The sequence below is a fragment of the Micromonospora sp. NPDC049151 genome, from assembly GCF_040648395.1.
In the GTDB taxonomy this organism is placed as follows: Bacteria; Actinomycetota; Actinomycetes; order Mycobacteriales; family Micromonosporaceae; genus Micromonospora.
In genome coordinates, this window is the sequence record NZ_JBEZDP010000005.1 from 35,129 (window position 1) to 60,383 (window position 25,255).

Annotated in this window: 26 protein-coding genes, 1 pseudogene and 1 riboswitch; of the genes and pseudogenes, 2 read left to right on the top strand and 25 right to left on the bottom strand. The window is 73.9% G+C overall.

The features are described 5' to 3' along the window. Nucleotides 1-29: 29 nt before the first annotated feature. The 13 genes from rplT to rpe form a co-directional block, all read right to left on the bottom strand. Entirely contained in the window at nucleotides 30-422 is a 393-nt protein-coding gene (gene rplT, locus AB0B20_RS07985; protein WP_043324928.1) for a 50S ribosomal protein L20, read from the bottom strand. A gap of 32 nt (nucleotides 423-454) precedes the next feature. Further along, on the bottom strand, nucleotides 455-649 hold the full coding sequence (gene rpmI, locus AB0B20_RS07990; protein ID WP_007075851.1) for a 50S ribosomal protein L35: 195 nt from the start codon (nucleotides 647-649) through the stop codon (nucleotides 455-457). Nucleotides 650-668: 19 nt separating this feature from the next. Then, the gene (infC, locus tag AB0B20_RS07995; protein WP_043324929.1) at nucleotides 669-1,316 is read right to left on the bottom strand and encodes a translation initiation factor IF-3; all 648 of its coding nucleotides are present in this window, start codon (nucleotides 1,314-1,316) and stop codon (nucleotides 669-671) included. 325 nt (nucleotides 1,317-1,641) lie between these two features. Then, nucleotides 1,642-2,115: a PH domain-containing protein gene (locus tag AB0B20_RS08000; RefSeq protein WP_357386447.1), complete on the bottom strand. Its 474-nt coding sequence runs from the start codon at nucleotides 2,113-2,115 to the stop codon at nucleotides 1,642-1,644. Between the two features lie 61 nt (nucleotides 2,116-2,176). After that, nucleotides 2,177-3,022: an ATP phosphoribosyltransferase gene (gene hisG, locus AB0B20_RS08005; protein WP_357386449.1), complete on the bottom strand. Its 846-nt coding sequence runs from the start codon at nucleotides 3,020-3,022 to the stop codon at nucleotides 2,177-2,179. A 43-nt stretch (nucleotides 3,023-3,065) separates the two neighbouring features. Continuing rightward, on the bottom strand, nucleotides 3,066-3,347 hold the full coding sequence (locus tag AB0B20_RS08010; protein ID WP_198039659.1) for a phosphoribosyl-ATP diphosphatase: 282 nt from the start codon (nucleotides 3,345-3,347) through the stop codon (nucleotides 3,066-3,068). Nucleotides 3,348-3,373: 26 nt separating this feature from the next. Next, nucleotides 3,374-3,871, bottom strand: a complete 498-nt coding sequence (ribH, locus tag AB0B20_RS08015; protein WP_091424378.1) for a 6,7-dimethyl-8-ribityllumazine synthase — start codon at nucleotides 3,869-3,871, stop codon at nucleotides 3,374-3,376. Between the two features lie 4 nt (nucleotides 3,872-3,875). Continuing rightward, nucleotides 3,876-5,141, bottom strand: a complete 1,266-nt coding sequence (locus AB0B20_RS08020; RefSeq protein ID WP_357469142.1) for a bifunctional 3,4-dihydroxy-2-butanone-4-phosphate synthase/GTP cyclohydrolase II — start codon at nucleotides 5,139-5,141, stop codon at nucleotides 3,876-3,878. Beyond that, on the bottom strand, nucleotides 5,138-5,833 hold the full coding sequence (gene pnuC, locus AB0B20_RS08025) for a nicotinamide riboside transporter PnuC (RefSeq protein WP_357469408.1): 696 nt from the start codon (nucleotides 5,831-5,833) through the stop codon (nucleotides 5,138-5,140). Before pnuC ends, AB0B20_RS08020 begins: the two co-directional genes overlap by 4 nt. Continuing rightward, nucleotides 5,833-6,444, bottom strand: coding sequence for a riboflavin synthase (locus AB0B20_RS08030; RefSeq protein WP_073827704.1), 612 nt, complete (start codon nucleotides 6,442-6,444; stop codon nucleotides 5,833-5,835). Before AB0B20_RS08030 ends, pnuC begins: the two co-directional genes overlap by 1 nt. Before the next feature lies 1 nt (nucleotide 6,445). Further along, on the bottom strand, nucleotides 6,446-7,507 hold the full coding sequence (ribD, locus tag AB0B20_RS08035; protein WP_357469147.1) for a bifunctional diaminohydroxyphosphoribosylaminopyrimidine deaminase/5-amino-6-(5-phosphoribosylamino)uracil reductase RibD: 1,062 nt from the start codon (nucleotides 7,505-7,507) through the stop codon (nucleotides 6,446-6,448). Nucleotides 7,508-7,677: 170 nt separating this feature from the next. Then, a riboswitch (FMN riboswitch) is annotated at nucleotides 7,678-7,850 on the bottom strand. Nucleotides 7,851-7,930: 80 nt separating this feature from the next. Continuing rightward, nucleotides 7,931-8,887: a response regulator gene (locus AB0B20_RS08040; RefSeq protein ID WP_357469151.1), complete on the bottom strand. Its 957-nt coding sequence runs from the start codon at nucleotides 8,885-8,887 to the stop codon at nucleotides 7,931-7,933. Between the two features lies 1 nt (nucleotide 8,888). Continuing rightward, nucleotides 8,889-9,569 carry a ribulose-phosphate 3-epimerase gene (gene rpe / locus AB0B20_RS08045; protein WP_357386457.1) on the bottom strand — a complete coding sequence of 227 codons (681 nt, stop codon included), beginning with the start codon at nucleotides 9,567-9,569 and terminating at the stop codon, nucleotides 8,889-8,891. A gap of 261 nt (nucleotides 9,570-9,830) precedes the next feature. Between rpe and AB0B20_RS08050 the strand changes: the two genes are divergently transcribed. Beyond that, nucleotides 9,831-10,718, top strand: coding sequence for a septum formation family protein (locus tag AB0B20_RS08050; RefSeq protein WP_357469154.1), 888 nt, complete (start codon nucleotides 9,831-9,833; stop codon nucleotides 10,716-10,718). 76 nt (nucleotides 10,719-10,794) lie between these two features. After that, on the top strand, nucleotides 10,795-11,685 hold the full coding sequence (locus AB0B20_RS08055) for a septum formation family protein (RefSeq protein WP_357386461.1): 891 nt from the start codon (nucleotides 10,795-10,797) through the stop codon (nucleotides 11,683-11,685). 45 nt (nucleotides 11,686-11,730) lie between these two features. On the opposite strand, the gene AB0B20_RS08060 is transcribed toward AB0B20_RS08055, so the two are convergent. The 12 genes and pseudogenes from AB0B20_RS08060 to mihF form a co-directional block, all read right to left on the bottom strand. Then, complete coding sequence (locus AB0B20_RS08060) at nucleotides 11,731-13,476, bottom strand: M28 family peptidase (RefSeq protein ID WP_357386463.1); 1,746 nt, start codon at nucleotides 13,474-13,476, stop codon at nucleotides 11,731-11,733. Between the two features lie 230 nt (nucleotides 13,477-13,706). Then, a pseudogene (locus tag AB0B20_RS08065) lies at nucleotides 13,707-15,080 on the bottom strand (transcription antitermination factor NusB); the annotation flags it as partial. A gap of 305 nt (nucleotides 15,081-15,385) precedes the next feature. Further along, nucleotides 15,386-16,312: a methionyl-tRNA formyltransferase gene (gene fmt, locus AB0B20_RS08070; protein ID WP_357469158.1), complete on the bottom strand. Its 927-nt coding sequence runs from the start codon at nucleotides 16,310-16,312 to the stop codon at nucleotides 15,386-15,388. A 5-nt stretch (nucleotides 16,313-16,317) separates the two neighbouring features. Next, nucleotides 16,318-16,878, bottom strand: a complete 561-nt coding sequence (gene def / locus AB0B20_RS08075) for a peptide deformylase (RefSeq protein WP_043324943.1) — start codon at nucleotides 16,876-16,878, stop codon at nucleotides 16,318-16,320. 42 nt (nucleotides 16,879-16,920) lie between these two features. After that, entirely contained in the window at nucleotides 16,921-18,183 is a 1,263-nt protein-coding gene (locus tag AB0B20_RS08080) for a cytochrome P450 (RefSeq protein ID WP_357469161.1), read from the bottom strand. A 95-nt stretch (nucleotides 18,184-18,278) separates the two neighbouring features. After that, entirely contained in the window at nucleotides 18,279-19,247 is a 969-nt protein-coding gene (locus tag AB0B20_RS08085) for an AAA family ATPase (protein WP_357469164.1), read from the bottom strand. Between the two features lie 225 nt (nucleotides 19,248-19,472). Further along, entirely contained in the window at nucleotides 19,473-21,431 is a 1,959-nt protein-coding gene (locus tag AB0B20_RS08090; RefSeq protein WP_357386473.1) for a primosomal protein N', read from the bottom strand. A gap of 59 nt (nucleotides 21,432-21,490) precedes the next feature. Beyond that, nucleotides 21,491-22,681, bottom strand: coding sequence for a methionine adenosyltransferase (metK, locus tag AB0B20_RS08095; RefSeq protein WP_357386475.1), 1,191 nt, complete (start codon nucleotides 22,679-22,681; stop codon nucleotides 21,491-21,493). 97 nt (nucleotides 22,682-22,778) lie between these two features. Beyond that, nucleotides 22,779-23,981, bottom strand: coding sequence for a bifunctional phosphopantothenoylcysteine decarboxylase/phosphopantothenate--cysteine ligase CoaBC (coaBC, locus tag AB0B20_RS08100; RefSeq protein ID WP_357386477.1), 1,203 nt, complete (start codon nucleotides 23,979-23,981; stop codon nucleotides 22,779-22,781). Between the two features lie 14 nt (nucleotides 23,982-23,995). Next, nucleotides 23,996-24,262, bottom strand: a complete 267-nt coding sequence (gene rpoZ / locus AB0B20_RS08105) for a DNA-directed RNA polymerase subunit omega (protein ID WP_013285517.1) — start codon at nucleotides 24,260-24,262, stop codon at nucleotides 23,996-23,998. 3 nt (nucleotides 24,263-24,265) lie between these two features. Further along, complete coding sequence (locus AB0B20_RS08110) at nucleotides 24,266-24,817, bottom strand: guanylate kinase (RefSeq protein WP_357386479.1); 552 nt, start codon at nucleotides 24,815-24,817, stop codon at nucleotides 24,266-24,268. A 25-nt stretch (nucleotides 24,818-24,842) separates the two neighbouring features. Continuing rightward, nucleotides 24,843-25,160 (bottom strand): integration host factor, actinobacterial type, encoded by a 318-nt coding sequence (gene mihF, locus AB0B20_RS08115; protein WP_013285515.1) that lies wholly within the window; start codon nucleotides 25,158-25,160, stop codon nucleotides 24,843-24,845. Nucleotides 25,161-25,255 lie beyond the last annotated feature (95 nt).

The window sequence follows — 25,255 nt, forward strand, 5'->3', positions numbered from 1 at the left end:
AGACGCCTCGATCTGCCGTACGGGGTGGGTCAGGCGGCCTGGGCCGCGGCGCCACCGGTGCCCTCGGCCGCCACGGCGGCGCGGGCCAGCTCGACGATCGCCGCGAACGAGGCGGCGTCGTTGACGGCCATGTCGGCCAGGATCTTCCGGTCGACCTCGATGCCGGCCAGGCGCAGGCCCTGGATCAGCCGGTTGTAGGTCAGGCCGTTGGCCCGGGCGCCGGCGTTGATCCGCTGGATCCAGAGCTGCCGGAAGTCGCCCTTGCGGTCGCGACGGTCCCGGTAGGAGTACTGCATCGAGTGCAGCACCTGCTCCTTGGCCTTGCGGTACAGCCGGGAGCGCTGACCGCGGTAGCCGCTCGCGGTCTCCAGCAGGGTACGACGCTTCTTCTGGGCGTTCACAGCCCGCTTGACGCGTGCCATCTCAACTCCTTCTTCGGTTCAGGTGGCTCGCGTCAGCGGCCGAGCAGCTTCTTGATGCGCTTGGTGTCGGCCTTGGCCAGCTCGACGGTGCCGGTCAGCCGACGGGTCTGGGTGCTGGGCTTCTTCTCCAGGTTGTGGCGAAGGCCGGCCTGCTGGGCAACGATCTTGCCCTTGCCGGTGACCTTGACCCGCTTGCCCATACCCGTGTGGCTCTTCATCTTCGGCATTGGAACGTCTTCTCCCCTGTTACTGGCCGCTGGTCTCAGCGGTCGTGCCGGTCTCGCCGGCTGCTGCGGTGTCGCCGGCCGCCGGGGTCTCGCCGGCCGGAGCGGCCGGTTCCTCCGCGGCCCGGTCGCGCGGTCCACCGCGGGACGCCGTGGCGGCGACCGCGGAGGCCTTGACGGCCCGGTGCGGAGCGAGAACCATGATCATGTTTCGGCCGTCCTGCTTCGGCGCGGCCTCGACGTATCCAAGGTCCGTGATCTCGGACTCGAGCCGGCGCAGGAGCCGGTAGCCCAGCTCCGGGCGGCTCTGCTCCCGACCGCGGAACATGATCGTCACCTTGACCTTGTCGCCGGCCTTGAGGAACCGCACCACGTGACCCTTCTTGGTCTCGTAGTCGTGCGGGTCGATCTTCGGCCGGAGCTTCATCTCCTTGATGACGGTCTGCTGCTGGTTACGCCGCGCTTCGCGCGCCTTCAGTGCGCTCTCGTACTTGAACTTGCCGAAGTCCATGAGCTTGCACACCGGCGGGCGCGCCATCGGCGCAACCTCGACCAGGTCCAGGTCGACGTCCGCGGCCAGCTGCAGGGCGCGCTCCAGCGGGACGATGCCCACCTGCTCACCCTCAGGACCGACCAGTCGGACCTCACGTGCCCGGATCTGCTCGTTCACGCGTGGTTCGACGCTGATGGGGCCTCCTCGAGTCGAGTGTCCTACGGTGCCGACTCCGCAGGCTCCCGGGTGGGAGCCGACCCGGAAAGCAGAAGGCCCCGGCGTATGCCAGGGCCCACTCGACCGGTCGGCACGATCACAGGATCGCGCATCCGGCGTCGGGACGTGCCCGAAACCGGGGACCGGACCCGGCCACCGTGGCGGCGACTCGGGTGGGAGCGGGCGCTCCGCTTCTCGACCGCCCGCTCGTCAGGGACGGGGGCAGTCTGGTCGACTCCGCAACACTACACCCTCGGCCCAGGCCCGCCCAAACCGGGCTCGCTGGTCAGCGGGGTGCCGACTGGTTGGCGGACAGCGCCGCCAGGTGCGCCTGGTGCAGGCGGCGCAGCGCGCGGACGGCCTCGACCGCGCTCTCCTTGTCGGCGGCCTGCAACGCGACCACCGGCAGCAGGTCGTCGTCGTGCAGCTCCAGGCTGGCCCACGGGGCGCCCCTGTCGAACCGGACCCCGCGGACGACCTCCCAGGGCAGCTCGTACGAGCTGAACACGTTGCGCACCCGTACGCCCCTGGCGTCGGCGATCACGCGGGGGCGGGTGAACAGCAGGAAGCCGAGCGCGCCGAAGACGCCCAGGCCGATCATGGCGAACTGGTCGCCGCGCTGGAACGTGCCGTAGCCGTTGCCGGTGGCGCCGGTCAGCGACGTCGCGACGAGGCTGAACACCACGAGCAGCGTGACGGCCGACACCCAGCAGACGACCCGGACGCGGCGGGGTCGCACGGTCACCACGGAATCGCTCACCCGACCAGTCTGCCATCCGGCTCACGCGCGCCTCCGGCCGCCACACGGAGCGGCAGCGGCCTCACAGCCGGCAGGCGTGGATGTTGGTGACCAGGATCGCGCGGGCACCCAGCTCGTACAACTCGTCCATGATCCGGTGCACGTCGTCGCGGAGCACCATCGCCTGCACCGCGACCCAGCCCTCCCGGTGCAGCGGCGAGACCGTCGGCGACTCGATGCCGGGGGTCAGCGAGCTGGCCCGGTCGAGCAGGCCGGCCGGGACGTCGTAGGCGAGCATCACGTACCGGCGGGCGACCAGCACACCGTGCAGCCGGCGCAGCAACTGCTCCTGCTGGGCGCCGCCGGGCGCGCCGGCGCGGCGGACCAGCACCGCCGAGGAGCGCAGCAGCGGCTCGCCGAAGACCACCAGGCCGGCCTGGCGCAGCGTCGCGCCGGTCTCCACCACGTCGGCGACCACGTCGGCCACGCCGAGGCGGATGGCGTTCTCCACCGCGCCGTCCAGGCGGATCACGTCGGCCTTGACGCCCAGCTCGGCCAGGTGCCGCTCGACCAGACCGGGGTACGCGGTGGCGATGCGGTGCCCGCCCAGCTCCCGTACGTCGTCGACGTCCTGCGGGCGGGCGGCGAACCGGAACGTGGCCCGGGCGAAGGCGAGGTCGACGATCTCCTCGGCCGGCGCGCCGGAGTCGACCAGCAGGTCCCGCCCGGTGATGCCGACGTCCAGGTCACCGGAGCCGACGTAGGTCGCGATGTCCTTGGGGCGCAGGTAGAAGAACTCGATGTCGTTGGCCTCGTCCCGGCAGACCAGGTCCTTCGGGTCGGTGCGCTGGCGGTAGCCCGCCTCGCGCAGCATCTGGGCGGCCTTCTCGGCCAGGGCGCCCTTGTTGGGTACCGCGACACGCAGCATGGGAGTGCTCCTTCGTTCGATCGGGTGATCAGCGGACGGGCACTCAGAGATGTCGGTAGACGTCCTTCAGTTCCAGACCCGTGGCGAGCATCAGCACCTGCGCCTGGTAGAGGAGCTGGGAGATCTCCTCGGCGGCCCGCTCCGGGCCCTCGTGCTCGGCGGCCATCCACGACTCGGCCGCCTCCTCGACGACCTTCTTGCCGATGAAGTGCACGCCCTTGGCGAGCGCCTCCACGGTGCCCGAGCCCGGGGTGCCGGCGGCGGCCTTGGCCTGCAGCTCGGCGAACAACTCCTCGAACGTCTTCACGGAAGGCGATTCTTCCAGCCGCCCCGGGTGACGGGCCGGGTGGGTCAGGCGAAGCCGACCCGGTGGGCGGACTGCGCGTCCAGCGCGCGGACGGCCAGGGCGGCGTCCAGCGCGGCGACGGTCGCCGACCAGCCCTTGTCCTCGGCCGAGCCGGGCAGCCCGGCCCGGTCCCGGGCCTGCTCGATGGTGTCCACGGTGAGCACCCCGTGCGCCACCGGCTTGCCCTCGTCCAGCGCCACCCGGGTCAGCCCCTCGGTGACCGACTGGCAGACGTAGTCGAAGTGCGCCGTCGCGCCGCGTACCACCACGCCGAGCGCGACGACCACGTCGAAGCGGCGCGCCATCGCCTGGGCCACCACCGGCAGCTCCACCGAACCGGCCACCCGGGCCACCACGGCCCGCGCGCCGCACGCCTGCGCCGCGGCCACGGCCCGCTCGGTCATGTGGTCGGTCAGGTCGCCGTGCCACCGGGCGGCCACCACGCCGACGGTCATCCCGGCGGCGTCCACCGCGGTCACGCCCGGCTCGCCGAAACCCGCCATCGCCCTACGCTCCGATCTCGTCACCGGCGACCGGGCGGCCCATCGGCGCCTCGGTCACCTCGTCCAGTCCGTCCAGCAGGTGACCCATCCGGTCCCGCTTCGTGCGCAGGTAGCGCACGTTCTCCGGGTTGGACCGCACGGGCAGCCCCTCCCGGCCGGTCACGGTGAGGCCGTACCCCTCCAGCCCGGCCCGCTTGGCCGGGTTGTTCGTGAGCAGCCGCATCGACCGGACGCCCAGGTCGTAGAGGATCTGCGCGCCGGTGCCGTAGTCCCGGGCGTCGGCCGGCAGGCCCAGGTCGAGGTTCGCGTCCACGGTGTCGCGGCCCTGGTCCTGGAGCTGGTACGCCTGGAGCTTGTGCAGCAGGCCGATGCCGCGCCCCTCGTGGCCGCGCACGTAGAGGACCACGCCGCGGCCCTCCTGCGCGACCCGGGCCAGCGCGGCCCGCAACTGCGGCCCGCAGTCGCAGCGCAGCGAGCCGAACACGTCGCCGGTGAGGCACTCGGAGTGCACCCGCACCAGCACGTCCCGACCGTCGCCGAGATCGCCCATGACCAGCGCGACGTGCTCGGCCGGGTCGTGCTCGGCGCGGTAGCCGAGCGCCCGGAACACGCCGTACGGGGTGGGCATGCGCGCGTCGGCGGCCAGCTCGACCTGCTTCTCGGTACGCCGCCGGTAGGCGATCAGGTCCGCGATGGTGACCAGCGTCAGGCCGTGCTCGGCGCAGAACTTCTCCAGGTCCGGCAGGCGCATCATGGTGCCGTCGTCGTTGACCAGCTCGCAGAGCACCCCGGCCGGACGCAGCCCGGCGAGCCGGGTCAGGTCCACCGCCGCCTCGGTGTGCCCGGGGCGGCGCAGCACCCCGCCGGCGCGGGCGCGCAGCGGCACCACGTGACCGGGCCGGGCCAGGTCGGCCGGGCCGGTGGCGGCGTCGGCGAGCAGCCGGATGGTGTGCGACCGGTCGGCGGCGGAGATGCCGGTGCTGACGCCCTCCCGGGCGTCCACAGTCACCGTGTACGCGGTGCCGCGCCGGTCCTGGTTGGTGTGGTGCATCGGCGGCAGGTCCAGCCGGTCGCACTCGTCCTCGGTCAGCGGCACGCAGATGTAGCCGGAGGTGTAGCGGACCATGAACGCGACCAGCTCCGGCGTGGCCAGCTCGGCCGCGAAGATCAGGTCGCCCTCGTTCTCGCGGTCCTCGTCGTCGACCACGACCACCGGACGCCCGGCGGCGATGTCCGCCACCGCCTGCTCGATCGAACCGAAAGTGGTCATGCCACGGCCTCCGAGTACGTCGCCGGGATCGGGGCGGGCGCGGTCGCGACGGCCCGGGAGGTGCGCCACCAGCTGTACAGGCCGGCGGCGCAGAACGCGCCGTAGACCAGGTACATGGCGGCCGACGGGTAGAAGCCGCCGCGCAGCAGCAGCGGCACGCCGACCGCGTCGACGGCGATCCAGATCAGCCAGAACTCGACCCAGCCGCGGGCCATGCCGTAGGTGGCGAGCAGGCTGCCGACCAGGATCCAGGCGTCCGGCAGCGGCCCCCACGAGCCCAGCGCGGCCAGCACCGGGTACGCGGCGGCGGTGCCGGCGGCGGCGGCCACGAGCAGGCCGAGCCGTTCCGGCCAGGTGGCCCAGCGCGGCACCACGGCCGGCTCGTGCCCGCCGCCGGCGCGCCGGTTGCGCGACCAGCGCCACCAGCCGTACACGCTGACGGCGAAGAAGAAGACCTGCCGGCCGGCCTGGCCGTAGAGGTCGTGCGCCTGCGGGGTGACGAAGACGCCGCCGAGGAACACGGTGAGCAGCAGCGCGTTGCCGATCATGCCGACCGGCCAGGCCCAGACCACCCGGCGCAGCCCGAGCAGCGCCGAGGCGAGCCCGAAGCCGTTGCCGACGATCTCCCGGACCAGCACCGGCGAACCGGCCACGTGCACCTGGGCGTCGAGCAGCCAGCCGAGCGGGCCCATCACCGCACGCTCCCCGCGCCGCGGTCGCCGAGCAGCCGCTCGACGTACTTGGCCAGCACGTCCACCTCCAGGTTGACCGGGTCGCCGACCTGCTTCGTGCCGAGCACTGTGAGCTTGAGCGTGGTGGGGATCAGCCCGACGGAGAACCAGTCGTCGCCGGCCTCCGCCACGGTCAGCGACACGCCGTCGACGGTGATCGAGCCCTTCTCCACCACGTACCGGGCCAGGCCGGCGGGCAGCCGGAACCGCACCGTCTCCCACTGCGCGGCCGGCTCCCGGGCGACGACCTCGCCGACGCCGTCGACGTGGCCCTGCACCAGGTGCCCGCCGAGCCGGCTGTTGAGCGCGGCGGCGCGTTCCAGGTTGACCGGGTCGCCGGGGCGCAGTGCCCCGAGCGCGGTGCGGCGCAGCGTCTCGCCCATCACGTCGGCGGTGAACACGCCGCCGTCGACGTCGACCACGGTGAGGCAGACGCCGTTCACGGCGATGGAGTCGCCGTGCCGGGCGTCCGAGGTGACGAGCGGGCCGCGGATCGCGACCAGCGCGGAGTCGTCGCCGGTCTCGGTGCTCCGGACGATCTCGCCCAGCTCCTCGACGATGCCGGTGAACATGTCAGGCCTCCCTCTTCCGGGGCAGCGCGGTGATCCGCAGGTCGGGACCGACCCGCGTAACGTCGGTGATCTCCAGGTCGATGGCGTCGGCGATTGTCGTCACGCCGGCGTCGAGCAGCGCGGTCGGACCGGCGCCGAGCAGCTTCGGCGCGACGTACCCGACGATCTTGTCGACCAGGCCGGCGGCGAGGAACGCGCCGGCCAGCGTGGGACCGCCCTCCAGCAGCGCGGCCCGCACGCCCCGGTGGTGCAGCTCCGCGAGCAGTGCCGCCAGGTCGACCCGGCCGTCCGGCCCGGCGCCGACCTCCGCGGCGGTGGCCACCCAGGTGCGGGCGGCGCCGTCGCGCACGCGGGCGTCGGCCGGGGTACGCCCCGAGCTGTCCACCACCACCCGCAGTGGCTGCCGGATGGCCATGGTGCCGTCACGCAGGTTGCGGGCGGTCAGACGGGGATCGTCGGCGAGCACGGTGCCCACCCCGGCGAGCACCGCGTCGACGGTGCCGCGCAGCGCGTGCACGTCGATCCGGGCCGCCTCGGAGGTGATCCACATGCTGGTGCCGTCGGCGGCGGCGGAGCGCCCGTCGAGCGTGGCCGCGTACTTCCAGATCAGGTACGGCCAGCCGCGGCGCATCGAGGTGAGCCACGCGACGTTGCCGACCTCGGCCTCCTGCGCGCGTACCCCCAGCGCGACCTGGACCCCGGCGGCGCGCAGCGTGGCCGCCCCGCCGGAGGCGACCGGGTTGGGGTCGGGCACCGCGATCACCACGCGGGACACCCCGGCGGCGATGAGCGCGTGGCTGCACGGGCCGGTGCGGCCGGTGTGGTCGCAGGGTTCCAGCGTGACCACGGCGGTGCCGCCACGGGCCCGGGTGCCGGCCTGGGCCAGCGCGACGATCTCCGCGTGCGGGCCGCCGGCGTACGCGTGGAAGCCCTCGCCGACGACCTCGCCGTCGGCGTCGAGCAGCACGCAGCCGACCACCGGGTTGGGGCTCGTGGTGCCGAGACCGCGCGCGGCCAGGTCGATGGCACGACGCATCGCCTCGTCGACGGAGACGCTCGCCATGGCCGCCTGTCCTCCCGCTCGCCGGTCACGCGCGGGCGGGTCGGGAGACGACGGCCACGAGAGCCGCGGACACGCGGCGGCGGAGAGACCCGGGGACGGCTACGCCGACCCCGGGGAGCCCGGGCGGCGGCTGAGGGTGCTCAGCGGCCGGCAGGGGCCTCCCCCGTTCCGCGCGCTGTCTCCCATCCGGACTGTCTGGGGGCGGACGAGCCGCACCCCAACCGTCGGCCCCGGATTCTCACCAGGTCCACCGTCCGGCCGAAGCCGTCCGGGTCGCGGGCTTACCACGGTCGGACCGTGGATCACCGCCGGTTCGGAATTTCACCGAGCCCCGCCAGCGCGTGGTGGGTATACGGGAAGTCTTACACGTTCCACCGCGGCGCGCGCCACAGAGGCGAGCTACCTCACAGCAGGACCGCACGATCACGTAACGCCGCGGCGGCGGTCCACCGCCACGTACGAGCCGGGCTGGCTCTTGGCCACCGTCTTCATCTCCGAAGCCACCGCGATCGCCTCCAGCGGGTCGGTGAACCGCTTGCCGGAATCGGAGAGCGACACGCCGATGGAGAGCGTGACGAGCGCGGCGCGGCGGATGTTGCCCCGCCGGTCCTTCAGCTCCACGAAGCCGCGTTCCCGGTCGGTGGGGTCGTAGAGCGCGTCCGCCGCCTTCTCGAAGTCGACGACGGCGCGGCTGGTCAGCGGCCGGACCTGGCTGGGGGTGCAGACGATGACGAAGTCGTCGCCGCCGACGTGGCCGAGGAACGCCGGCGGCACCCCGATCGACACCACCGCCCGGTGCAGGCTGCGGGCCAGCGCCGAGATGAACTCGTCGCCGCGCACGAAGCCGTACCGGTCGTTGACGCTCTTGAACCGGTCGATGTCGATGTAGCCGACGGCGTAGTCGGCGCCGGTGCGTACCCGGTCGCTGATCTCCCGCCGGATCCGGCTGTTGCCGGGCAGGCCGGTCAGCGGCGAGACCTCCCGGAACTCCTTGTTGCGCCGCAGCGTGGAGTTGACCCGGGCCACCAGCTCCAGCGTGTCGAACGGCTTGACCAGGTAGTCGTCGGCGCCGACGCTGAGCCCGTTGACCTTGTCCTGGGTCATCCCCTTGGCGGTGAGCATGATCACCGGCAGGGCCGAGGTCATCGGGTCGGCGCGCAGCCGCCGGGTCAGCTCCAGCCCGTCGACGCGCGGCATCATCAGGTCGACCACTGCGAGGTCGGGCCGCTGCCGCTCGATGATCTCCAGCGCCTCCTGGCCGTCGGCGGCGTGCAGCACCTCGAAGCCGTGCAGGCGCAGATTGAACTCGACGAAGCGGGCGATGTCCTCGTCGTCGTCGACGACGAGGATCACGTCGGGTCGCTCGCCGGCCGGGTCCATCTCAGGCCCCGGTCATCGCACGTTCCGCCAGGCCCCGCAGGCGGCGTACGGCCTCCGCGGGGTCGTCGGCGCCGTAGACGGCGGTGCCCGCGACGAACGCGTCGGCGCCGGCCTCGGCGGCCTGCTCGATGGTGTCCGCGGCGATGCCGCCGTCGACCTCGATGCGCAGCTCCAGGTGCCCGCTGTCGACGTGCCGGCGGGCCGCGCGCACCTTGTCCAGCAGGTGCGGCAGGAAACGCTGGCCGCCGAAGCCGGCCTTGATCGTCATGATCAGCAGCGTGTCGAAGCTCGGCAGCAGCTCCAGGTACGGCTCGATCGGGGTGTCCCGGTCGATCGCCAGCCCCGCCTTCGCCCCGGCCGAACGCAGGTCCTTGGCCAGCGCCACCGGGTCGTCGCACGCCTCGGCGTGGAACGTGACGTTGTACGCCCCGGCGTCGGCGTACCCGGGCGCCCAGCGGCGCGGGTCGGTGATCATCAGGTGCACGTCGAACGGGATCCCGGTGACGGCGCGCAGGCTCTGCACCACCGGCAGCCCGATGGTCAGGTTCGGCACGAAGTGGTTGTCCATGACGTCCACGTGCAGCCAGTCGGCGGCGGACTCCACGGCACGGACCTCGTCGGCGAGGCGGGCGAAATCGGCGGCCAGGATGCTGGGCGCGACGATCGGCGGCGGTACGGTCACCGGGCCAGTGTACGAACGCGATGATCCGGAGGTCGCGGCACGCCTCCCGGAACGACCATCGGTCACCCCACCGTCACCCGCGGTGCACAATCCGGCCGTCCGGAGAGAAAGTCGGCACGAATAGTCGCCGGCGACTGGCCGATCGATTGAAAGATGACGAAACTCCTACAGGGACGGTCACGTATGCTGCACGCCCGGGCGCGGGGGACGCCGGTCGGGCCTGTGTCGACCGGCTGCCATCTCTCCCGGAAGGGGCGGACGATGCGACGGTGGGTCCTCGTGCTCGCGCTGGCCGGCGCCGCGACCGCGGTGCTCGCGGGCTGCGCTCAGACACACCGGGCCGACGGCGACCTGATCGACGACTGGGCGGCGCTGCCGGCGCCGCAACTGTTCGTCCCGGCGACCGAGGCGTGCCTGCCGCGGCTGAGCACAGTGGTGGCCGCCGCCACGTACGAGACGGTGAACTGCGCGGGCAGCCACCTGGCCGAGACCGTGCACGTCGGCCGCTTCTCCGGCGCGGCGGCGCGGGGCGTACGCCCGGAACCCGGCTCCCCGGCGCTGCGCACCGCGCGCGGCGAGTGCGACCAGCGGGCCCGGGAGATGATCGGCGGGGACTGGCGGGCCGCCCGGCTGACCCTGAACATCGCGCTGCCGACAGTCACCGCCTGGACGTCCGGCGCCCGCTGGTTCCGCTGCGACCTGGCCGAGACCGACAGCATCGACAACACCCGCCCGGTCAACCGGGTCGGCAGCCTGCGCGGCGCGCTCGTCGGCGACAACCCGCTGCTGCACAGGTGTTTCGACCCGAAACTGATCGGCCAGAACCTCAACTACATGGCCCCGGTGCTGTGCACCGAACCGCACCGGGCGGAGTTCGTCGGCGTGTACGAGGAACGCGACATGAGCTGGGCGGAGTTCACCCGGGGCGCGCCCGCCACGCACCGGCGCTGCATGACGCTCATCGCCGCGTTCGCCGAGGTGCCGGACAACGCCGAACTGCCCTACCGGGCCGGGTCCATCTTCTACCCGCCGTCGCAGCGGGAGTGGGAGGAGGGCGACCGGGGCGTGCGCTGTTTCCTGTGGAGCGACGACCGCAAGCTGAACCGCTCGGTGCGCGGCGCCGGACCCGAGGGACTCCCTGTCACCTGAACGGCTGCCGTATGCTGCACCGCCGAGGCGTACCGGGTGACCGGACGGCGCCGGACGCGCGGGGAGGTCGGTCGGGATGCGGCGATGGTGGGTGGCGGTCACTGTGGGCGCGGCGCTGACGCTGGCGCTCGGCGGCTGCGCGGCGCCGGCCGGAGTGGACCGCGACCTGGTCGACGACTGGCCCGCGTTCGCCGCGCCGGTCGGTTTCGTGCCGAAGTCCGGGGCCTGCCATCCCACGGTCGCCGACGTCGGCTACCTCAGCGGCTACCAGCCGGTCGACTGCGCCACCCCGCACCGCACCGAGACGCTGCACGTCGGCACGATGACCGGCGCGGAGGCGGAGCGTTCCGCGCCCCCGCGTACCGGTTCGGCGGGAATGCGTGCCGCGCACGCCGACTGCGCCCGCCAGGTCACCCGGGCCGTCGGCGGGGACTGGCGCGGCGGGCGGCTGCGCCTGGCCGTGGTCCTCCCCTCGGCGCTCGCGTGGTCCGGCGGCGCCCGCTGGTACCGCTGCGACGTCGCGGAGATCACCGATCTGGACGAGGGCGCCGTGTCGCAGCGCACCGGCAGCCTGCGGGGCGCGCTGAAGCCCGGCTCCAAGCTCGCGCTCGGCTGTTTCAACCCGAAGCTGAGCAAGAACGAGGTGCAGTCGATGCGGCCGGTGGCCTGCACCAGCAAGCACCACGCCGAGTTCGTCGGCGTCTACCAGGCGCCGGACATCAGCTACGCGGAGTTCGACCGCACGTCGCTGCGGACGCACAAGGCCTGCCGCGGCCTGATCGCCAAGTACGCCGGGCTGCCGAACGACGGCAACATGCAGTACCGGGCCGGCACCATCATCTACCACCCGTACGAGGAGCAGTGGCGCGACGGCGACCGGGGGGTGCAGTGCTTCCTGTGGGTCTCCGGGCGGGCGCTGACCCGCTCGGTCAAGGGCGCTGGCGCCAAGGCGCTGCCGATCAACTGAGGCCCGGGCGGGGCGGGCACGCTCGCCCACCCCGCCCGGTACCGTTCAGCCGACCTGCAGCGTCACGTCGTCAACGACGAAGCTGGTCTGCAACGAGGCGTCCTCGACCCCGGTCCACTTCAGCGTGACCGTCTGACCGGCGTACGCGGCCAGGTTGAAGGTGCGCTGGGTGTAGCCGGTGGCCTTGTTCAGGTTCGAGTACGTGGCCAGCGTGGTCGAACCGACCTGCACGGTCAGCTTGTCGTACGCGGTCGAGGTGGTCGTCTCGGCCGTGTCGATGTGCAGCCAGAACGAGAACGTGTAGCTGCTGCACCCGGCCGGCAGCGTGACCGACTGGGACAGCGACTCGGTACGCGAGGAGCCGTACCCGTTCATCCACGCCTTGTACGACCCGGTGCGGGCCGCCTGGCTGGAGCTGTTGGTGATCACGCCGGAGCTGGCCGTCCACGGCGCGGTGCCGGACTCGAAGCTGCTGTTGCCGATGAGCTGGCCGCCGGTGCAGCCGCCGCTGCCGCCGGTCACGGTGATCGTGTAGCTGGCGGTGCGGGTGGCCGAGCCGGTGCCGGTCACGGTGAGGGTGAACGTGCCGGTGGTGGCCGACGACGAGGCGGTGACGGTCATGGTGGCCGAGCCGCCCGAGGTGACCGAGGACGGGCTGAAGCTCACCGAGACGCCGCTCGGGGCGCCGCTGGCGGACAGCGCCACGGTCTGCGCGCTGCCGGCGGTGGTGGCGGTGCTGACGGTGGCGGTGGTGGAGCCGCCCCGGGCGACGCTGCCGGAGGTGGGGCTCACCGAGACGGAGAAGTCGTTGGTCGGCGTGCCGCCGCCGACCGCGAGCGCCCAGATCGTGTACGCCACGCCGTCCGCGGCCCGGTTGAGGATGGTCGTGTTGATGTTGCTGGTGTTGTCGCAGGAGCGGTGGTAGCACCCGTCGTACGCCGCGCCCGCGGTGCCGCCCCACTTGCTGGCCTGCGCCGAGGTCTTGGTGTAGCTGGCGCCGGCCGCGTAGCCGGAGGTCTGGATGCCGGCGTTGGCGAACGAGTAGTCGTCCGAGCGGCCCTGCCCCTCGGTGTTCTCCTCCGGCGAGATGCCGAACGAGTCCCAGTACGCCTTCAGCGGGGCGGCGGTGGCCGAGGTGATCCGGTTGATGAAGTAGCCGCCGTTCGGCGAGCCCACCATGTCGAAGTTGTAGTAGCCCTTGATGTAGCCGCGCTGGGTGGAGCTGAGCTGGTTGACGTAGTGCTTGGAGCCCTGCAGGCCCTGCTCCTCGCCGTTCCACCAGGCGAACCGGACCCGCTTGGTCATGGTCGGGTTCTGCGCGGCGAGCACCAGGGCGTTCTCCAGCAGCGTGGCCGAGCCGGAGCCGTTGTCGTTGATGCCGGGTCCGGCGGCGACGCCGTCCAGGTGGGCGCCGAACATGACGACCTGGTCGGACGGGCCCTGCGGCCACTCGGCGATCAGGTTGTTGCCCGGGTAGGTGCAGGTGGAGCAGTTCTGCTCGGTGACCGTGTAGCCGGCGGCCTGGAGCTTGCTCTTGACGTAGTTGACCGACGCCGTGTAGCCGGCCGAGCCGGCCCGCCGGTTGCCGCCGTTGCTGGTGGCGATGGAGTTGAACTGGGTGAGGTGGGCCTGGACGTTGCTCAGCGAGACGTCCGGCGCGGCGAGCGCGGCGACGGCCGGGGCGGGGGCGGCCGGGGCGGGCGCGGCGGAGGCGGTGCCGGCCAGGCTCGCCGTCGTCAGGGTGGCGACGAGGGCGAGCGCGAGGCTCGTGGTCGGCGTTCTGCGTCTCATGGAGACTCCTCGTGGGGGTTCGGCGGGCGGGGTGCCGGGACCGGTGGTCGAAACAGTTACATGCATCGATCACGCAGTCAACGGGCTGTCACATCCCACCGACCCCCTCTGCCCACCGGGATGCCGCACACGCTCCATCCCTCCCCATTTCTCCGCATGGTGATCAAGGAGTTCGTGTCCGGGCACGGCCCGGGGACACGAACTCCTTGATCGACTGCGAGAGGTGTGGGTCAGGCCCGGCGCAGGACCGCCAGGAACATGGCGTCGGTGCCGTGGCGGTGCGGCCACAGCTGCACCGTGGGGCCGTCACCCAGGCCCGGCATGCCGGCCGGCAGCAGCGGACGCGCGTCGACGAAGTCGACGGCGAAACCGCACCGCCGGGCCGCCTCGGTCACCGTCACGTGCGTCTCCACCACGTGCGGCGAACACGTCACGTACGCCACCACGCCGCCCGGCCGGACCGCCCGCAGCGCGGCGGTGAGCAGTTCGCGCTGCAACCGGGTCAGCGGCGGCAGGTCCGACGGCTGGCGGCGCCACCGCGACTCCGGGCGGCGGCGCAGCGCGCCCAGCCCGGTGCACGGCGCGTCCACGAGCACCCTGTCGAAGTGGGCCTCCGGCAGCTTCGGGTCGCCGCCCACCGTGCGTCCGTCGGTGTGCAGCACCGTCACCGGCAGCCCACGGGTCGCCTGCTCCACCAGTCGGGCCCGGTGCTCGGCCACCTCGACCGCGGTGAGCCGTGCGCCACGGATCGCGGCGAGCGCGCCGAGCAGGCCCGACTTGCCGCCCGGACCGGCACACAGGTCCAGCCAGCGGCCGTCCGGACCGTCCAGCGGGGCCGCCGCCAGCGCGTCCGCCACCAACTGGGAACCCTCGTCCTGGACGTGCGCGCGGCCGTCGGCCACCGCCGCCAGGTCACCCGGCGCGCCGCCGGGCAGATAGACCGCGTACGGCGAGAACGCGCCGGGGGCGCCGCCCACCTCGTCGGCGAGCGCCACCGGATCGGCCAGGCCCGGCCGGGCGCACAGGTGCACCGGCGGGCGCTCGTTGTCCTCGATGAGCAGCCGGGTCGTCTCACCCATGTCGCCGCCGAGCGCCTCGGCGAACGACCGCACGATCCACTGCGGATGGCTGTACGCCAGCGCGAGGTGCCCGATCGGGTCGGTCTCCGGCGCCGGGGCGAGCTTGGTCACCCAGGCGTCGGCGTCCCGGGTGGTGATCTCGCGGAGCACCGCGTTGGCGAACCCGGTGGCACCCGGCCCCACGGACCGGACCAGGTCCACAGTCGACGACACCGCCGCGTGCGGGGGCACCCGGGTGTGCAGGATCTGGTACGCCCCGAGCCGCAGCGCGTCGCGCACCGGCGGGTCGATGCGCTGCACGTCCCGCCCGGCCGCGTCGGTGACGATCGCGTCGAGGGTGCCGGTGTGCCGCAGCGTGCCGTAGGTCAGCTCGGTGGCGAACGCGGCGTCCCGGCCGGACAGGCCGGCCTCGCGCAGCATCGCCGGGAGCACCAGGTTGGCGTACGCGTCGTCGCGGTGCACCGCGGCGATCGCCTCGTAGGCGATCTGCCGGGGCAGGTCGACGGCCGGACGGACCGGGCGCCCGCCCCGCCGGTCCCCACCGAACCGGTCGACGCCGCGCCGGTCGACGCCGGGCCGGTCGACGCCGGGCCGGTCCCCGCCCCGCCGGTCACCGCGCTCACGGTCACCGCCGAACCGGTCGCCGGCACGCCGATCCGCGGCGGGCCGGTCGGAAGGCTGCCGGGCGCCGCGCTCACGGTCGCCGAACCGGTCGCCGCCAGGTCGCTCGGAGCCGGGTCGCTCGGAGCCAGGCCGGTCGGAGCCGGGCCGGTCGGCGTACCCCCGGGAGCGCTCGCCCCCGGCGGGCCGGTCCGGACGCGACGGCCCCGTCACGCGAACACCTCGCCCGCGGTGACCCGGGCGCCCCGCGCCCAGTCGCCGGCGGGCATCGCCTTCTTGCCGGCGGCGCGCACCTCGCCGAGGCGCACCGGCGTGGTGGCGGTGCCGACGAGCACGCCGGACTTCTCCACGCGCAACTCCCCCGGCTTCAGCTCCGGGCCCTCGGGCAGCGGGGTGACCGGGCCGAGCTTGACCCGGTCGTCGCGGAACGTGGTCCACGGGCCGGGCGCGGGCGTGCAAGCGCGGATGCGCCGGTCGACAGCGAACGCGGGGTCGCCCCAGCGGACCCGGGCGTCCTCCACCGTCAGCTTCGGGGCGAGCGAGACGCCGTCGGCGGGCTGCGGCACGGCCCGGGCGGTGCCGGCGCCGATCGCGTCCAGCACGGCGACCAGCAGCCCGGCACCGGAGTGCGCGAGCCGTTCCAGCAGGTCGCCGGAGGTGTCGGCGGGGCGGATCTCGTCGGTGACGGTGCCGTAGACCGGGCCGGTGTCCAGCCCCTCCTCCAGCTCGAAGACGCTGGCCCCGGTCAGCTCGTCACCGTGCAGCACGGCGTGCTGCACGGGCGCGGCGCCGCGCCAGGCGGGCAGCAGCGAGAAGTGCAGGTTGATCCAGCCGTGCCGGGGGATCTCCAGCGCCACCGGCGGCACCAGCGCGCCGTAGGCGACCACCGGTACGCAGTCCGGCGCCAGCTCGCGCAGCCGGTCGAGGAACTCCGGCTCGCGCGGACGGGCCGGGGTGAGCACCTCGACGCCGTGCGCGTCGGCCCACGCGCCCACGGGCGAGCGGACCAGCCCACGGCCACGACCGGCCGGGGCGTCGGGGCGGGTGACCACGGCGAGCAGCTCGTGCCCGGAGGCGGCGATCGCGTCCAGGGCCGGTACGGCGACAGCCGGCGTGCCGGCGAAGACAAGGCGCATCCGGGTCACCGCCCCAGGCCGAACGGGTTGCCGGCGGCGTGCGGGCTGAGCTTGACCGTCGGCGGGGCGGCCTGGTCGTACCACTCGGCCTGGCGGATCGCCTTCATGGCCTCCTTGCGGCCGGCCGGGTCGAGCCGGTCGACGAAGAGGACGCCGTCGAGGTGGTCGGTCTCGTGCTGCACGCAGCGGGCCATCAGGCCGGTGCCGACGATCTGCAACGGATCGCCGTAGCCGTTGAAGCCCTTGGCGATCACGTTCTGCCGGCGCTTGGTGTCGAAGTAGAGCCCGGGGATGGACAGGCAGCCCTCCGGGCCGTCCTGCTCCTCTTCGTCGGGGAACTCCAGCACCGGGTTGACCAGGTGGCCGAGGACGTCGTCGACGTCGAAGGTGAACACCCGCAGGCCCACCCCGAGCTGCGGCGCGGCCAGGCCGGCACCGCTCTGCTCGCGCATCGTGTCGGTCAGGTCGGCGATCAGCTTGCGCAGCTCGGCGTCGAAGTCGACGACCGGGTCGGCCGGCGTGCGCAGCACCGGATCGCCGAACAGACGGATGGGCTGGACGGTCACTCGGCGTGGCTCCTTGTCTGGGTCGAACGATGCGCGTCCAGTCTACGGAGTCGGCCCGGCCGCCCCGGGTGGCGTACCGGCAACGGTGACCGGGGACGCCTCCCGGCCCACGCGCACCGGCATCGTGGCGTGGCCACGCAGGGTGAGCCGGACCCGCCGTTCGGGCCGGCCCGCGAGGGCCAGCTCCGGCAGCCGGCGCAGCAGCAGCGGGAACGCCACCTGCGCCTCCAGCCGGGCCAGCGCCGCGCCGAGGCAGTAGTGCGGCCCGGCGCCGAAGGACAGCGGCGCGCTCTGCGCCCGCCACGGGTCGAAGCGGGCCGGATCGGGATAGCGGCGGGGATCGCGGTTGGCCGCGCCGAGCAGCACGATGACCCAGCTCTCCGGCGGCAGGTCGACGTCGCCGTACCGGGACGGCGCGGTGCTCATCCGCGAGGTGAGCTGCACCGGCGAGTCGTAGCGCAGCAGCTCGTCGACGTAGGCGGGCGCGAGGTCGGACCGCTCGCGCAGGGCCGCCGCGGCGCGCGGATGCTCCAGCAGCGCCACCAGGCCGTTGCCGAGCAGGTTGGTGGTGGTCTCGAAGCCCGCCACCAGCAGCACGATCAGGTTGGCCAGCAGCTCGTCGCCGGAGAGCCGGTCACCGCCGTCGTGTGCCTGGACCAGCGCGGTGGTGAGGTCGTCGGCCGGCGCGCGGCGGCGGGCCGCCACCAGCTCGGTGAAGTAGGCGCGCAGCTCCGCCGCGCCCCGGTCGGCCACCGCCAGCTCGTCGGCGGTGATCTCCGGCTCGAGCACGCCGGTCAGGTCGGTGGCCCAGCGCCGGAACAGCGGCCGGTCCGCCGCCGGCACGCCGAGCAGCGCGCAGATCACCCCGACCGGCAGCGGGTACGCGAACGCGGCCATGAAGTCGACCGGCTCGTCGGCGGCGAGCATCGCGTCGACCAGTTCGTCGGCCTGTGCCCGCACCACGTCGCGCATGGCGGCGATCCGGCGCGGGGTGAACGCGCCCGCGGCCAGCCGCCGCATCCGGCTGTGGTCGGGCGGGTTGGTGCGCAGCATCGACCGGGAGATCGACATCACCGCTGGACTCTCCCGCCAGCCCGGCATGAACTGGTCGCGCAGCGCGTCGTCCATCACCCCGAACCGGGGGTCGCGCAGGATCGCGTCGGCCTCGGCGTAGCCGGTGACCACGTAGAAGACCGGCCCGGCCTGGACCACCGGGCCGTGCGCGCGCAGCCGCTCGTACGTCGGATAGGGGTCGACGCGACCCTCGGGGGACATCAGCAGCGCGAGCGCGTCGGTCGGATCCACGATTCCGCCTCCCCAGGCATCGGAGGCCTTCATCATGCTCCGGCCCGCCGGGCCGGGTGAACCCGTGCCGGCGAGGTGGCGGTGTCCCCGCGCGGTCAGGCGCCGGCGCCCGGCTCCCCGGCGAGCACCGGGCCGCCGCCGAGCAGCGCGTGCTCCGGCAGCGGCAGGGTGATGCCGTGGGCGTCCTCCCAGTCGTGGATCAGCCCCGGCCGGGCCTGCGCGGTGAAGTAGTCGACGGCGCTGATCCCGCCGACCACCGGCTCGTCCACCTCGGCGACCAGCCGGGCCGCGACCATCGGCAGGCCGGCGCGCACGGCCGCGCTGAGCCGCCGGTGCCCGTCGACGACGAAGAAGTACTCGCCGGTGTAGCCGATGCTCAGCGGCTCCGGCTCGTCGCCGCTGTCGGCCGCCTCGGCGTCCCAGAGGCCGCGCAGCGTCGACACGTCCTCGGTGGGGTACACCCGGTTCGGGTCGAGCAGCAGCAGCGGCCGGCCGGCACGCAGCACGTCCGCGCCGAGGCGGCCCTCGTAGACGTCGATGACGTGCGAGATGACCTGCTCCGGGCTGGCCCGGGTGGTGTCGCAGACCAGGTCGTAGTTGCGCAGGCGGGCCTTGTCGACGCCGTACCGGACGATGAACCGGCCGCGCTCGCTCTCGCTGCGCTCGCGCAGCTTGGTCCGCGCCTCCTCCAGCGAGGTGTAGCTCTCGGCCGGGCCGGACGGGCGGGCCAGCACCCGCCGGGCCGCCTCGCTCGGCTCGGTGATCATGTGCACCTTGAGCGCGTCGGTGAAGAAGTGCCAGGCCAGGCGGGAGTCCATGACCAGGGACTCGCCCGAGGCGGCGATGTCGCGCTGGAGCTGGTCGACGTAGCCGTCGACAGCCTGGTCCAGCTCGGCGTGCAGGTTGAGCTGGAGGGCGGTCATCTGCCGCTCCTGGGCCATCTGGCGGTAGAGGTCGCCGACGCTGACGCGGCGCAGCCCGAGCCGCTTGGCGATCTCGACCGAGACGGTGCTCTTGCCACTGCCGAGGTCACCGTTGAAGACGATCGACTGACGAACGGTCACGACTGGTCCACCCCTGCTCACCGGCTGACTGACGACATCGAGTGTCGGCCCGACGTGCTCTGGCACCCGCCGCGCCGCGTCCCGCGCGGGGAAACCGCGCGGCTGGGCATGACGGGCGATGCTATCACCGCCCGCCACTCGATTGCCGGACCAGGTGTGCGGCAAACCCCAGCTCACGACCGTGCGCGAGGGTGCGCGTGCGCACCGTCACGCCGCTCGCGTCTGTCAGAACAGGGTGAGCGGATCGACCTGGAGCCGCACCGGGTCAGGCGCCTTGCGGGCGCTGCGCTGCCCGGCGGCGGCGTGCAGCGCCTCGGCCAGCGCGACTGCCCGGGACCGGGGCACCCGTACCAGCATCCGCTCCCTGCCCTCGTCGGCCGGCACCGGGCCGAGCACCTCGGCGTCGCCCGGCAGCCGGGCGCCGGCGAGCAGGTCGGCCACCGCCTCGGCCGCGCCGGTGACGCTCGCCATCCGCACGGCGGGCGGGAAGCCCAGCTCCCGCCGCTCGGCCAGTTCCCGGGCGGCGAACCACGCGGAGTCCCAGCGCAGCAGCGCCTGCACCGGGGCCAGCGCGCCGTCGGCGACCACCACCACCCGGCCGCCCGCCGTACCGGGCCGGGCCAGCGCGGCGGCGGCCATCCACCGCCGCAACGCCTCCTCGCCGGCCCGCAGGTCGGCCCGGGTCAGCAGCGCCCACGAGTCGAGCAGCAGCACCGCGCCGTAGCCGCCCTCGGCGACCGGCTCGGCGCCCGGGGTGGCGATGACCAGCCCGGCACCGCCCGGCACGCTCGCCAGCACCTCCTCGCGCCCCGAGGTGCGCACCGGCACGCCGGGGAACGCGCGGCCCAGCTCCTCGGCGGTCCGCCGGGCGCCGGTCACCGAGGCGCGCAGCCGCCGCCCGCCGCACTCCGGGCAGGCGTACGCGGCGGCCACCCGGCCGCACCAGCGGCAGGCGGGCGTGCCCTGCGCCGAGGGCAGGGCGAGCGGCCCGGCGCAGTGCGGGCAGCGGGCCGGGGCGCGGCACTCGGCGCAGGCCACCGACGGCACGTAGCCCCGGCGGGGCACCTGCACCAGCACCGGCAGGTCCGCGCGCAGCGCGTCCCGGGCGGTGGTCCAGGCCAGGCTCGGCAGCCGCGCCGAGGCCGCGCCGGGATCGCGGGCCAGTTGCGGGTCGTCGCCGGTGGGCGCCATGGCCGGGGTACGCGCGCGCACCACCGCCCGGTCGGCCGTCACCTCGCGCGCCCAGCCGGTCTCCACCAGCAACTGCGCCTCCGCGGTACGCGCGTAACCGCCGACCAGCGCGGCGGCCTCACCGAGCCGCGCCCGGGTGAGCAGCACGTCCCGGGCGTGCGGGTAGGGCGCGCGGGGCTCGGCGTGCAGGTCGTCGCCGTCGTCCCAGATCGCCACCAGGCCGAGCCGCCGCACCGGGGCGAACATCGCCGCCCGGGTGCCGATCACCACGTCGGCCTCGCCCGCGCGGGCGGCGAGGAAGGCCCGGTAGCGGCGGGCCGGGCCGTCGGCGGCGGTGAGGCGTACGTGCCGTCCCGCGCCGAGCACGGCGGTCAGGGCGGCGTCGAGGCGGTCCAGGTCGCGGGCGTCGGCCACCACGACCACCGCGCCCCGGCCGCCGGCCACAGTGGCCGCGACCGCGTCGGCGTACCGGTCGGCCCAGTCCTCCCCCGGCAACGCGGACCAGACCGCGCGGGCGGGCCGGCCGTCGGTGAGCGCGCGCAGCAGCGCCGTCCCGGCCGGGTAGTCCCGCCAGCCGCGCGGGTCCACCTCCGCCCGGGCGGACGCGGTGCTCTCGGCGGGCGCTTGACCGCCGTCGGGTGCGGGCCCGTCGGTGGACGGCGCGGCGGCGTCCGTGACTGCCTTCTCGGCGCGGGCGTGCCGGGGCGGCACCGCGAGCCGGAGCACGTCGGCCAGGCTGCCGGCGTACCTGTCGGCGACCGCGCGGGCCAGCCGGGCCACCTCCGGGGAGAGCACCGGCACCGGGGAGACGACCTTCTCCAGGTACGCGAGCTTCGGGTGCTCGGACGACTCGGCGCGCTCCAGCAGCCAGCCGTCGACGAGTTGCCCGGCGAACCGCACCTTCACCCGCACCCCGGCCCGGGCGTCGGCGTCGAGCGCCTCGGGCACCAGGTAGTCGAACGGGCGGTCGAGGTGCGGCAGCGGGACGTCCACGCAGACGCGCGCGACCGGCGACCCCGGTGCGGGTCGCCGGTCGCGGCGCGTGGTGGCGGTCAGGCTCCCGCGGCCGACTTGAGGTCGGCGGCCCGGTCGGTGCCCTCCCAGGTCAGCTCCGGCAGCTCCCGGCCGAAGTGGCCGTACGCGGCGGTCTGCTGGTAGATCGGGCGCAGCAGGTGCAGGTCCCGGATGATGGCGGCCGGACGCAGGTCGAACACCTCGGCCACGGCCTTCTCGATCGAGGCGACCGGCACGGTCTCGGTGCCGAACGTCTCGATGAACAGGCTCACCGGGTGCGCCTTGCCGATCGCGTACGCGACCTGCGCCTCGCACCGCTCGGCCAGCCCGGCGGCGACCACGTTCTTGGCCACCCAGCGCATCGCGTACGCGGCCGACCGGTCGACCTTCGACGGGTCCTTGCCGGAGAACGCGCCGCCGCCGTGCCGGGCGTATCCGCCGTACGTGTCCACGATGATCTTCCGGCCGGTCAGGCCGGCGTCGCCCATCGGGCCGCCGATCTCGAACCGCCCGGTCGGGTTCACCAGCAGCCGGTAGCCCTCGGTGTCCAGGCCGAGGCCCTCCAGCTCGGGGGCGATGACGTGGTCCCGGATGTCCGGGGTGAGCAGCGACTCCAGCGAGATGTCCGCCGCGTGCTGGCTGGACACGACCACGGTGTCGAGCCGGACCGGGCGCAGCCCGTCGTACTCGATCGTCACCTGGGTCTTGCCGTCCGGCCGCAGGTAGGGAACCGTGCCGTCCTTGCGCACCGCGGCGAGCCGGCGGGACAGCCGGTGCGCCAGCGCGATCGGCAGCGGCATCAGCTCGGGCGTCTCCGAGCAGGCGAAGCCGAACATCATGCCCTGGTCGCCGGCGCCCTGCGCGTCCAGCGCGCTCTCCGACCCGCCGGTACGCAGCTCGAAGGCGTTGTCGACGCCCTGGGCGATGTCCGGCGACTGGGCGCCGATGGACACGCTGACGCCGCAGGACGCGCCGTCGAAGCCCTTCTTCGACGAGTCGTAGCCGATGCCGAGGATGGTCTCGCGGACGATGGTCGGGATGTCGGCGTACGCCTTCGTGGTCACCTCGCCCGCCACGTGCACCTGGCCGGTGGTGATCAACGTCTCCACCGCGACCCGGCTGTGCGGGTCCTGGGCGAGCAGGGCGTCGAGAATGCCGTCACTGATCTGGTCGGCGATCTTGTCCGGGTGGCCCTCCGTGACCGATTCGGACGTGAAGAGACGTGTCACGGCACTCCTAAGCATGTGAAGACTTCTAAAGGTCGCTCGGCGGCAGTTTAACCGTCCTCGTTACGCCGTGACCCTCTTAAAACGTGCTGACCAACCGTCAGGAAGGCAACGGCAATCGCTGGCGGACGAGGTCCCAGACCGCGTCGGCGACGGCCTCCTTGGGCTGCTCGGCCAGCCGGTGCACGGCGCCGTCGGCGCCGATCACGGTAACCGCGTTGGTGTCGGCGCCGAAGACCTTGTCCACGCCGACCTCGTTGACGACGATCAGGTCGGCCCTCTTGCGGGCCAGCTTGGCCCGGCCGTTGGCCTCCGCGTCGTCGGTCTCGGCGGCGAAGATCACAAGCACCTGCCCGGGCCGGCGGACGCGCCCCAGCTCGGCGGCGATGTCGGGATTGGTGACCAGCTCGATGGTCGGCGCGACGCCGTCGTCTGACTTCTTGATCTTCCCGCTGGCATAGGTGGCGGGCCGGAAGTCCGCCGGCGCGGCGGCCATCACCACGGCGTCCGCGTCGGCGGCCGCCGCGATCGTGGCGGCGCGCAGCTCCTCGGTGGTGCCCACCCGCACCACGTCCGCCCCGGCCGGGTCGGGCAGCGCCACGTTGGCCGCGACGAGCGTGACCCGGGCGCCCCGGGCCACGGCCGCGCGGGCGAACGCGTACCCCTGCTTGCCGGACGACCGGTTGCCCAGGAACCGGACCGGGTCCAGCGGCTCGCGGGTGCCTCCGGCGGTGACCACGACGTGCCGGCCGGCCAGGTCGGCCTCGGCGCCGCGGGCCAGCGCCCGGCGGGCCACCGCGAAGATCTCCGCCGGGTCGGGCAGCCGGCCCTTGCCGGTGTCCCGCCCGGTGAGCCGGCCCACCGCGGGCTCGATCACGCGGACGCCGCGCGAGCGCAGCGTGGCCACGTTCGCCACGGTGGCCGGGTGCTCCCACATCTCGGTGTGCATGGCCGGGGCCAGCAGCACCGGGCAGCGCGCGGTCAGCAGCGTGTTGGTGAGCAGGTCGTCGGCGAGGCCGTGAGCGGCCTTGGCGATCAGGTCGGCGGTGGCAGGGGCGACCACGACCAGGTCGGCGTGCTGCCCGAGCCGCACGTGCGGCACCTCGTGCACGTCGGACCAGACGTCGTCGGCGACCGGCCGGCCGGACAGGGCCGCCCAGGTCGGCGCCCCGACGAAGCGGAGCGCCGAGGCGGTCGGCACCACCCGGACCCGGTGACCCGACTCGGTGAAGAGCCGGAGCAGCTCACACGCCTTGTAGGCGGCGATGCCGCCGCCGACCCCGAGGACGATCTCGGCGGGCATCGGCGCGGGCGTGGTTACGGCTGGTCGGTCGGCTCGGCGGTGAGCAGGCCCGCGTTGATCTCGCGCATGGCGATGGAGAGCGGCTTCTCCTGCGGGGTGGTCTCCACCAGCGGGCCGACGTACTCCAGCAGGCCCTCACCGAGCTGGCTGTAGTAGGCGTTCACCTGACGGGCACGCTTGGCGGCGAAGATGACGAGCGCGTACTTCGAGGTGGTCTTCTCGAGCAGCTCGTCGATCGGCGGGTTGGTGATGCCCTCGGGGTTGGTGGCGATGGATCCCACGAATTAAACCTCTGCGTCTCGTGCGCCGCCCGCGGGCGGTCGGGCCGGAGCCAGGAAGGACGAACCGAGCAATCCTACCAGCTCCGCCGCGGCGCGCTCGGTGTGGTCGTGTGAGACCTCGTGGGCGAGGAGGGCCGCGACGTCCGGGGCGGCCCGGTACGCCGGCGGCGCGAGCAGCACCAACCGGGCGCCGGGCGCCGCCGCCCGTACCGCCAGCGCGCCGGCCGGGTCGAGCGGCAGCAGCACCGGCCGCCCCTCGGCCAGCCGCGCGCGCACCTGGGCCCGGGGCACCCCCCGGCGGTACGGCCCGATCCGGCACCACTCCAGCAGCTCCCCGGCGGCGATCAGGCGGTCGAAGCCGGGCGCGTCGAGGAAGACGCGGTCCACGCCGTCGCGCTCGTCCGGGCGCGGTGGCCGGGTGGTGGCGACCACCGGGACCCAGACAGACGCAAGGCGCGCCCGGACGGCCTCGACGACACTGCTCCGGCCGGACCCGGAGGGACCGGTCAGGACAGTGAGCCGAGCCACCGAGCGCGCCTCGTCATCCGTGCTCACCGCTTGTTTCTACACGGCGGGCCGTTCAGTTCGCGGCGAACTCTCCGAGCAGAGCCTTGCGCTGCTGCTCGCCGAGGCCGCGCAGGCGACGGCTGTCCGCGATCTTGAGCTTCTCCATGATCTGGGTGGCCCGGATCTTGCCGATGCCCGGCATCGCCTGGAGCACGGCCGAAACCTTCAGCTTGCCCACGACGTCGTCGGACTCGGCCCGCTCGAGGACGGTGGCGAGGGTGGTCTTGCCCTGCTTGAGCTGCTCCTTCAGCTCAGCGCGGGCCTTGCGGATCTCCGCGGCCTTCTCCAGCGCGGCAGCGCGCTGCTCGGGGGTCAGTGACGGGAGCGGCACCAGTTCTCCTCAGGTCCCTAGTACGGCGGGCTGAGCGCCCCACCGCATCTGTGAAACGTGGTGTCGCTGGAAACCAAAGGGGTCCGTGGTTCCCA

Bases quoted from the DNA above. Each gene is read 5' to 3' on its own strand.
- rplT (WP_043324928.1), bottom strand. From the start codon at position 422: ATGGCACGCGTCAAGCGGGCTGTGAACGCCCAGAAGAAGCGTCGTACC.
- rpmI (WP_007075851.1), bottom strand. From the start codon at position 649: ATGCCGAAGATGAAGAGCCACACGGGTATGGGCAAGCGGGTCAAGGTC.
- hisG (WP_357386449.1), bottom strand. From the start codon at position 3,022: ATGCTGCGTGTCGCGGTACCCAACAAGGGCGCCCTGGCCGAGAAGGCC.
- ribH (WP_091424378.1), bottom strand. From the start codon at position 3,871: ATGGCGGGTTTCGGCGAGCCGGGCGTGACCGCGGTGGACGCCGCCGGG.
- AB0B20_RS08020 (WP_357469142.1), bottom strand. From the start codon at position 5,141: ATGACCACTTTCGGTTCGATCGAGCAGGCGGTGGCGGACATCGCCGCC.
- pnuC (WP_357469408.1), bottom strand. From the start codon at position 5,833: ATGGGCCCGCTCGGCTGGCTGCTCGACGCCCAGGTGCACGTGGCCGGT.
- AB0B20_RS08030 (WP_073827704.1), bottom strand. From the start codon at position 6,444: ATGTTCACCGGCATCGTCGAGGAGCTGGGCGAGATCGTCCGGAGCACC.
- ribD (WP_357469147.1), bottom strand. From the start codon at position 7,507: ATGGCGAGCGTCTCCGTCGACGAGGCGATGCGTCGTGCCATCGACCTG.
- AB0B20_RS08040 (WP_357469151.1), bottom strand. From the start codon at position 8,887: ATGGACCCGGCCGGCGAGCGACCCGACGTGATCCTCGTCGTCGACGAC.
- AB0B20_RS08050 (WP_357469154.1), top strand. From the start codon at position 9,831: ATGCGACGGTGGGTCCTCGTGCTCGCGCTGGCCGGCGCCGCGACCGCG.
- AB0B20_RS08055 (WP_357386461.1), top strand. From the start codon at position 10,795: ATGCGGCGATGGTGGGTGGCGGTCACTGTGGGCGCGGCGCTGACGCTG.
- AB0B20_RS08060 (WP_357386463.1), bottom strand. From the start codon at position 13,476: ATGAGACGCAGAACGCCGACCACGAGCCTCGCGCTCGCCCTCGTCGCC.
- fmt (WP_357469158.1), bottom strand. From the start codon at position 16,312: ATGCGCCTTGTCTTCGCCGGCACGCCGGCTGTCGCCGTACCGGCCCTG.
- coaBC (WP_357386477.1), bottom strand. From the start codon at position 23,981: ATGCCCGCCGAGATCGTCCTCGGGGTCGGCGGCGGCATCGCCGCCTAC.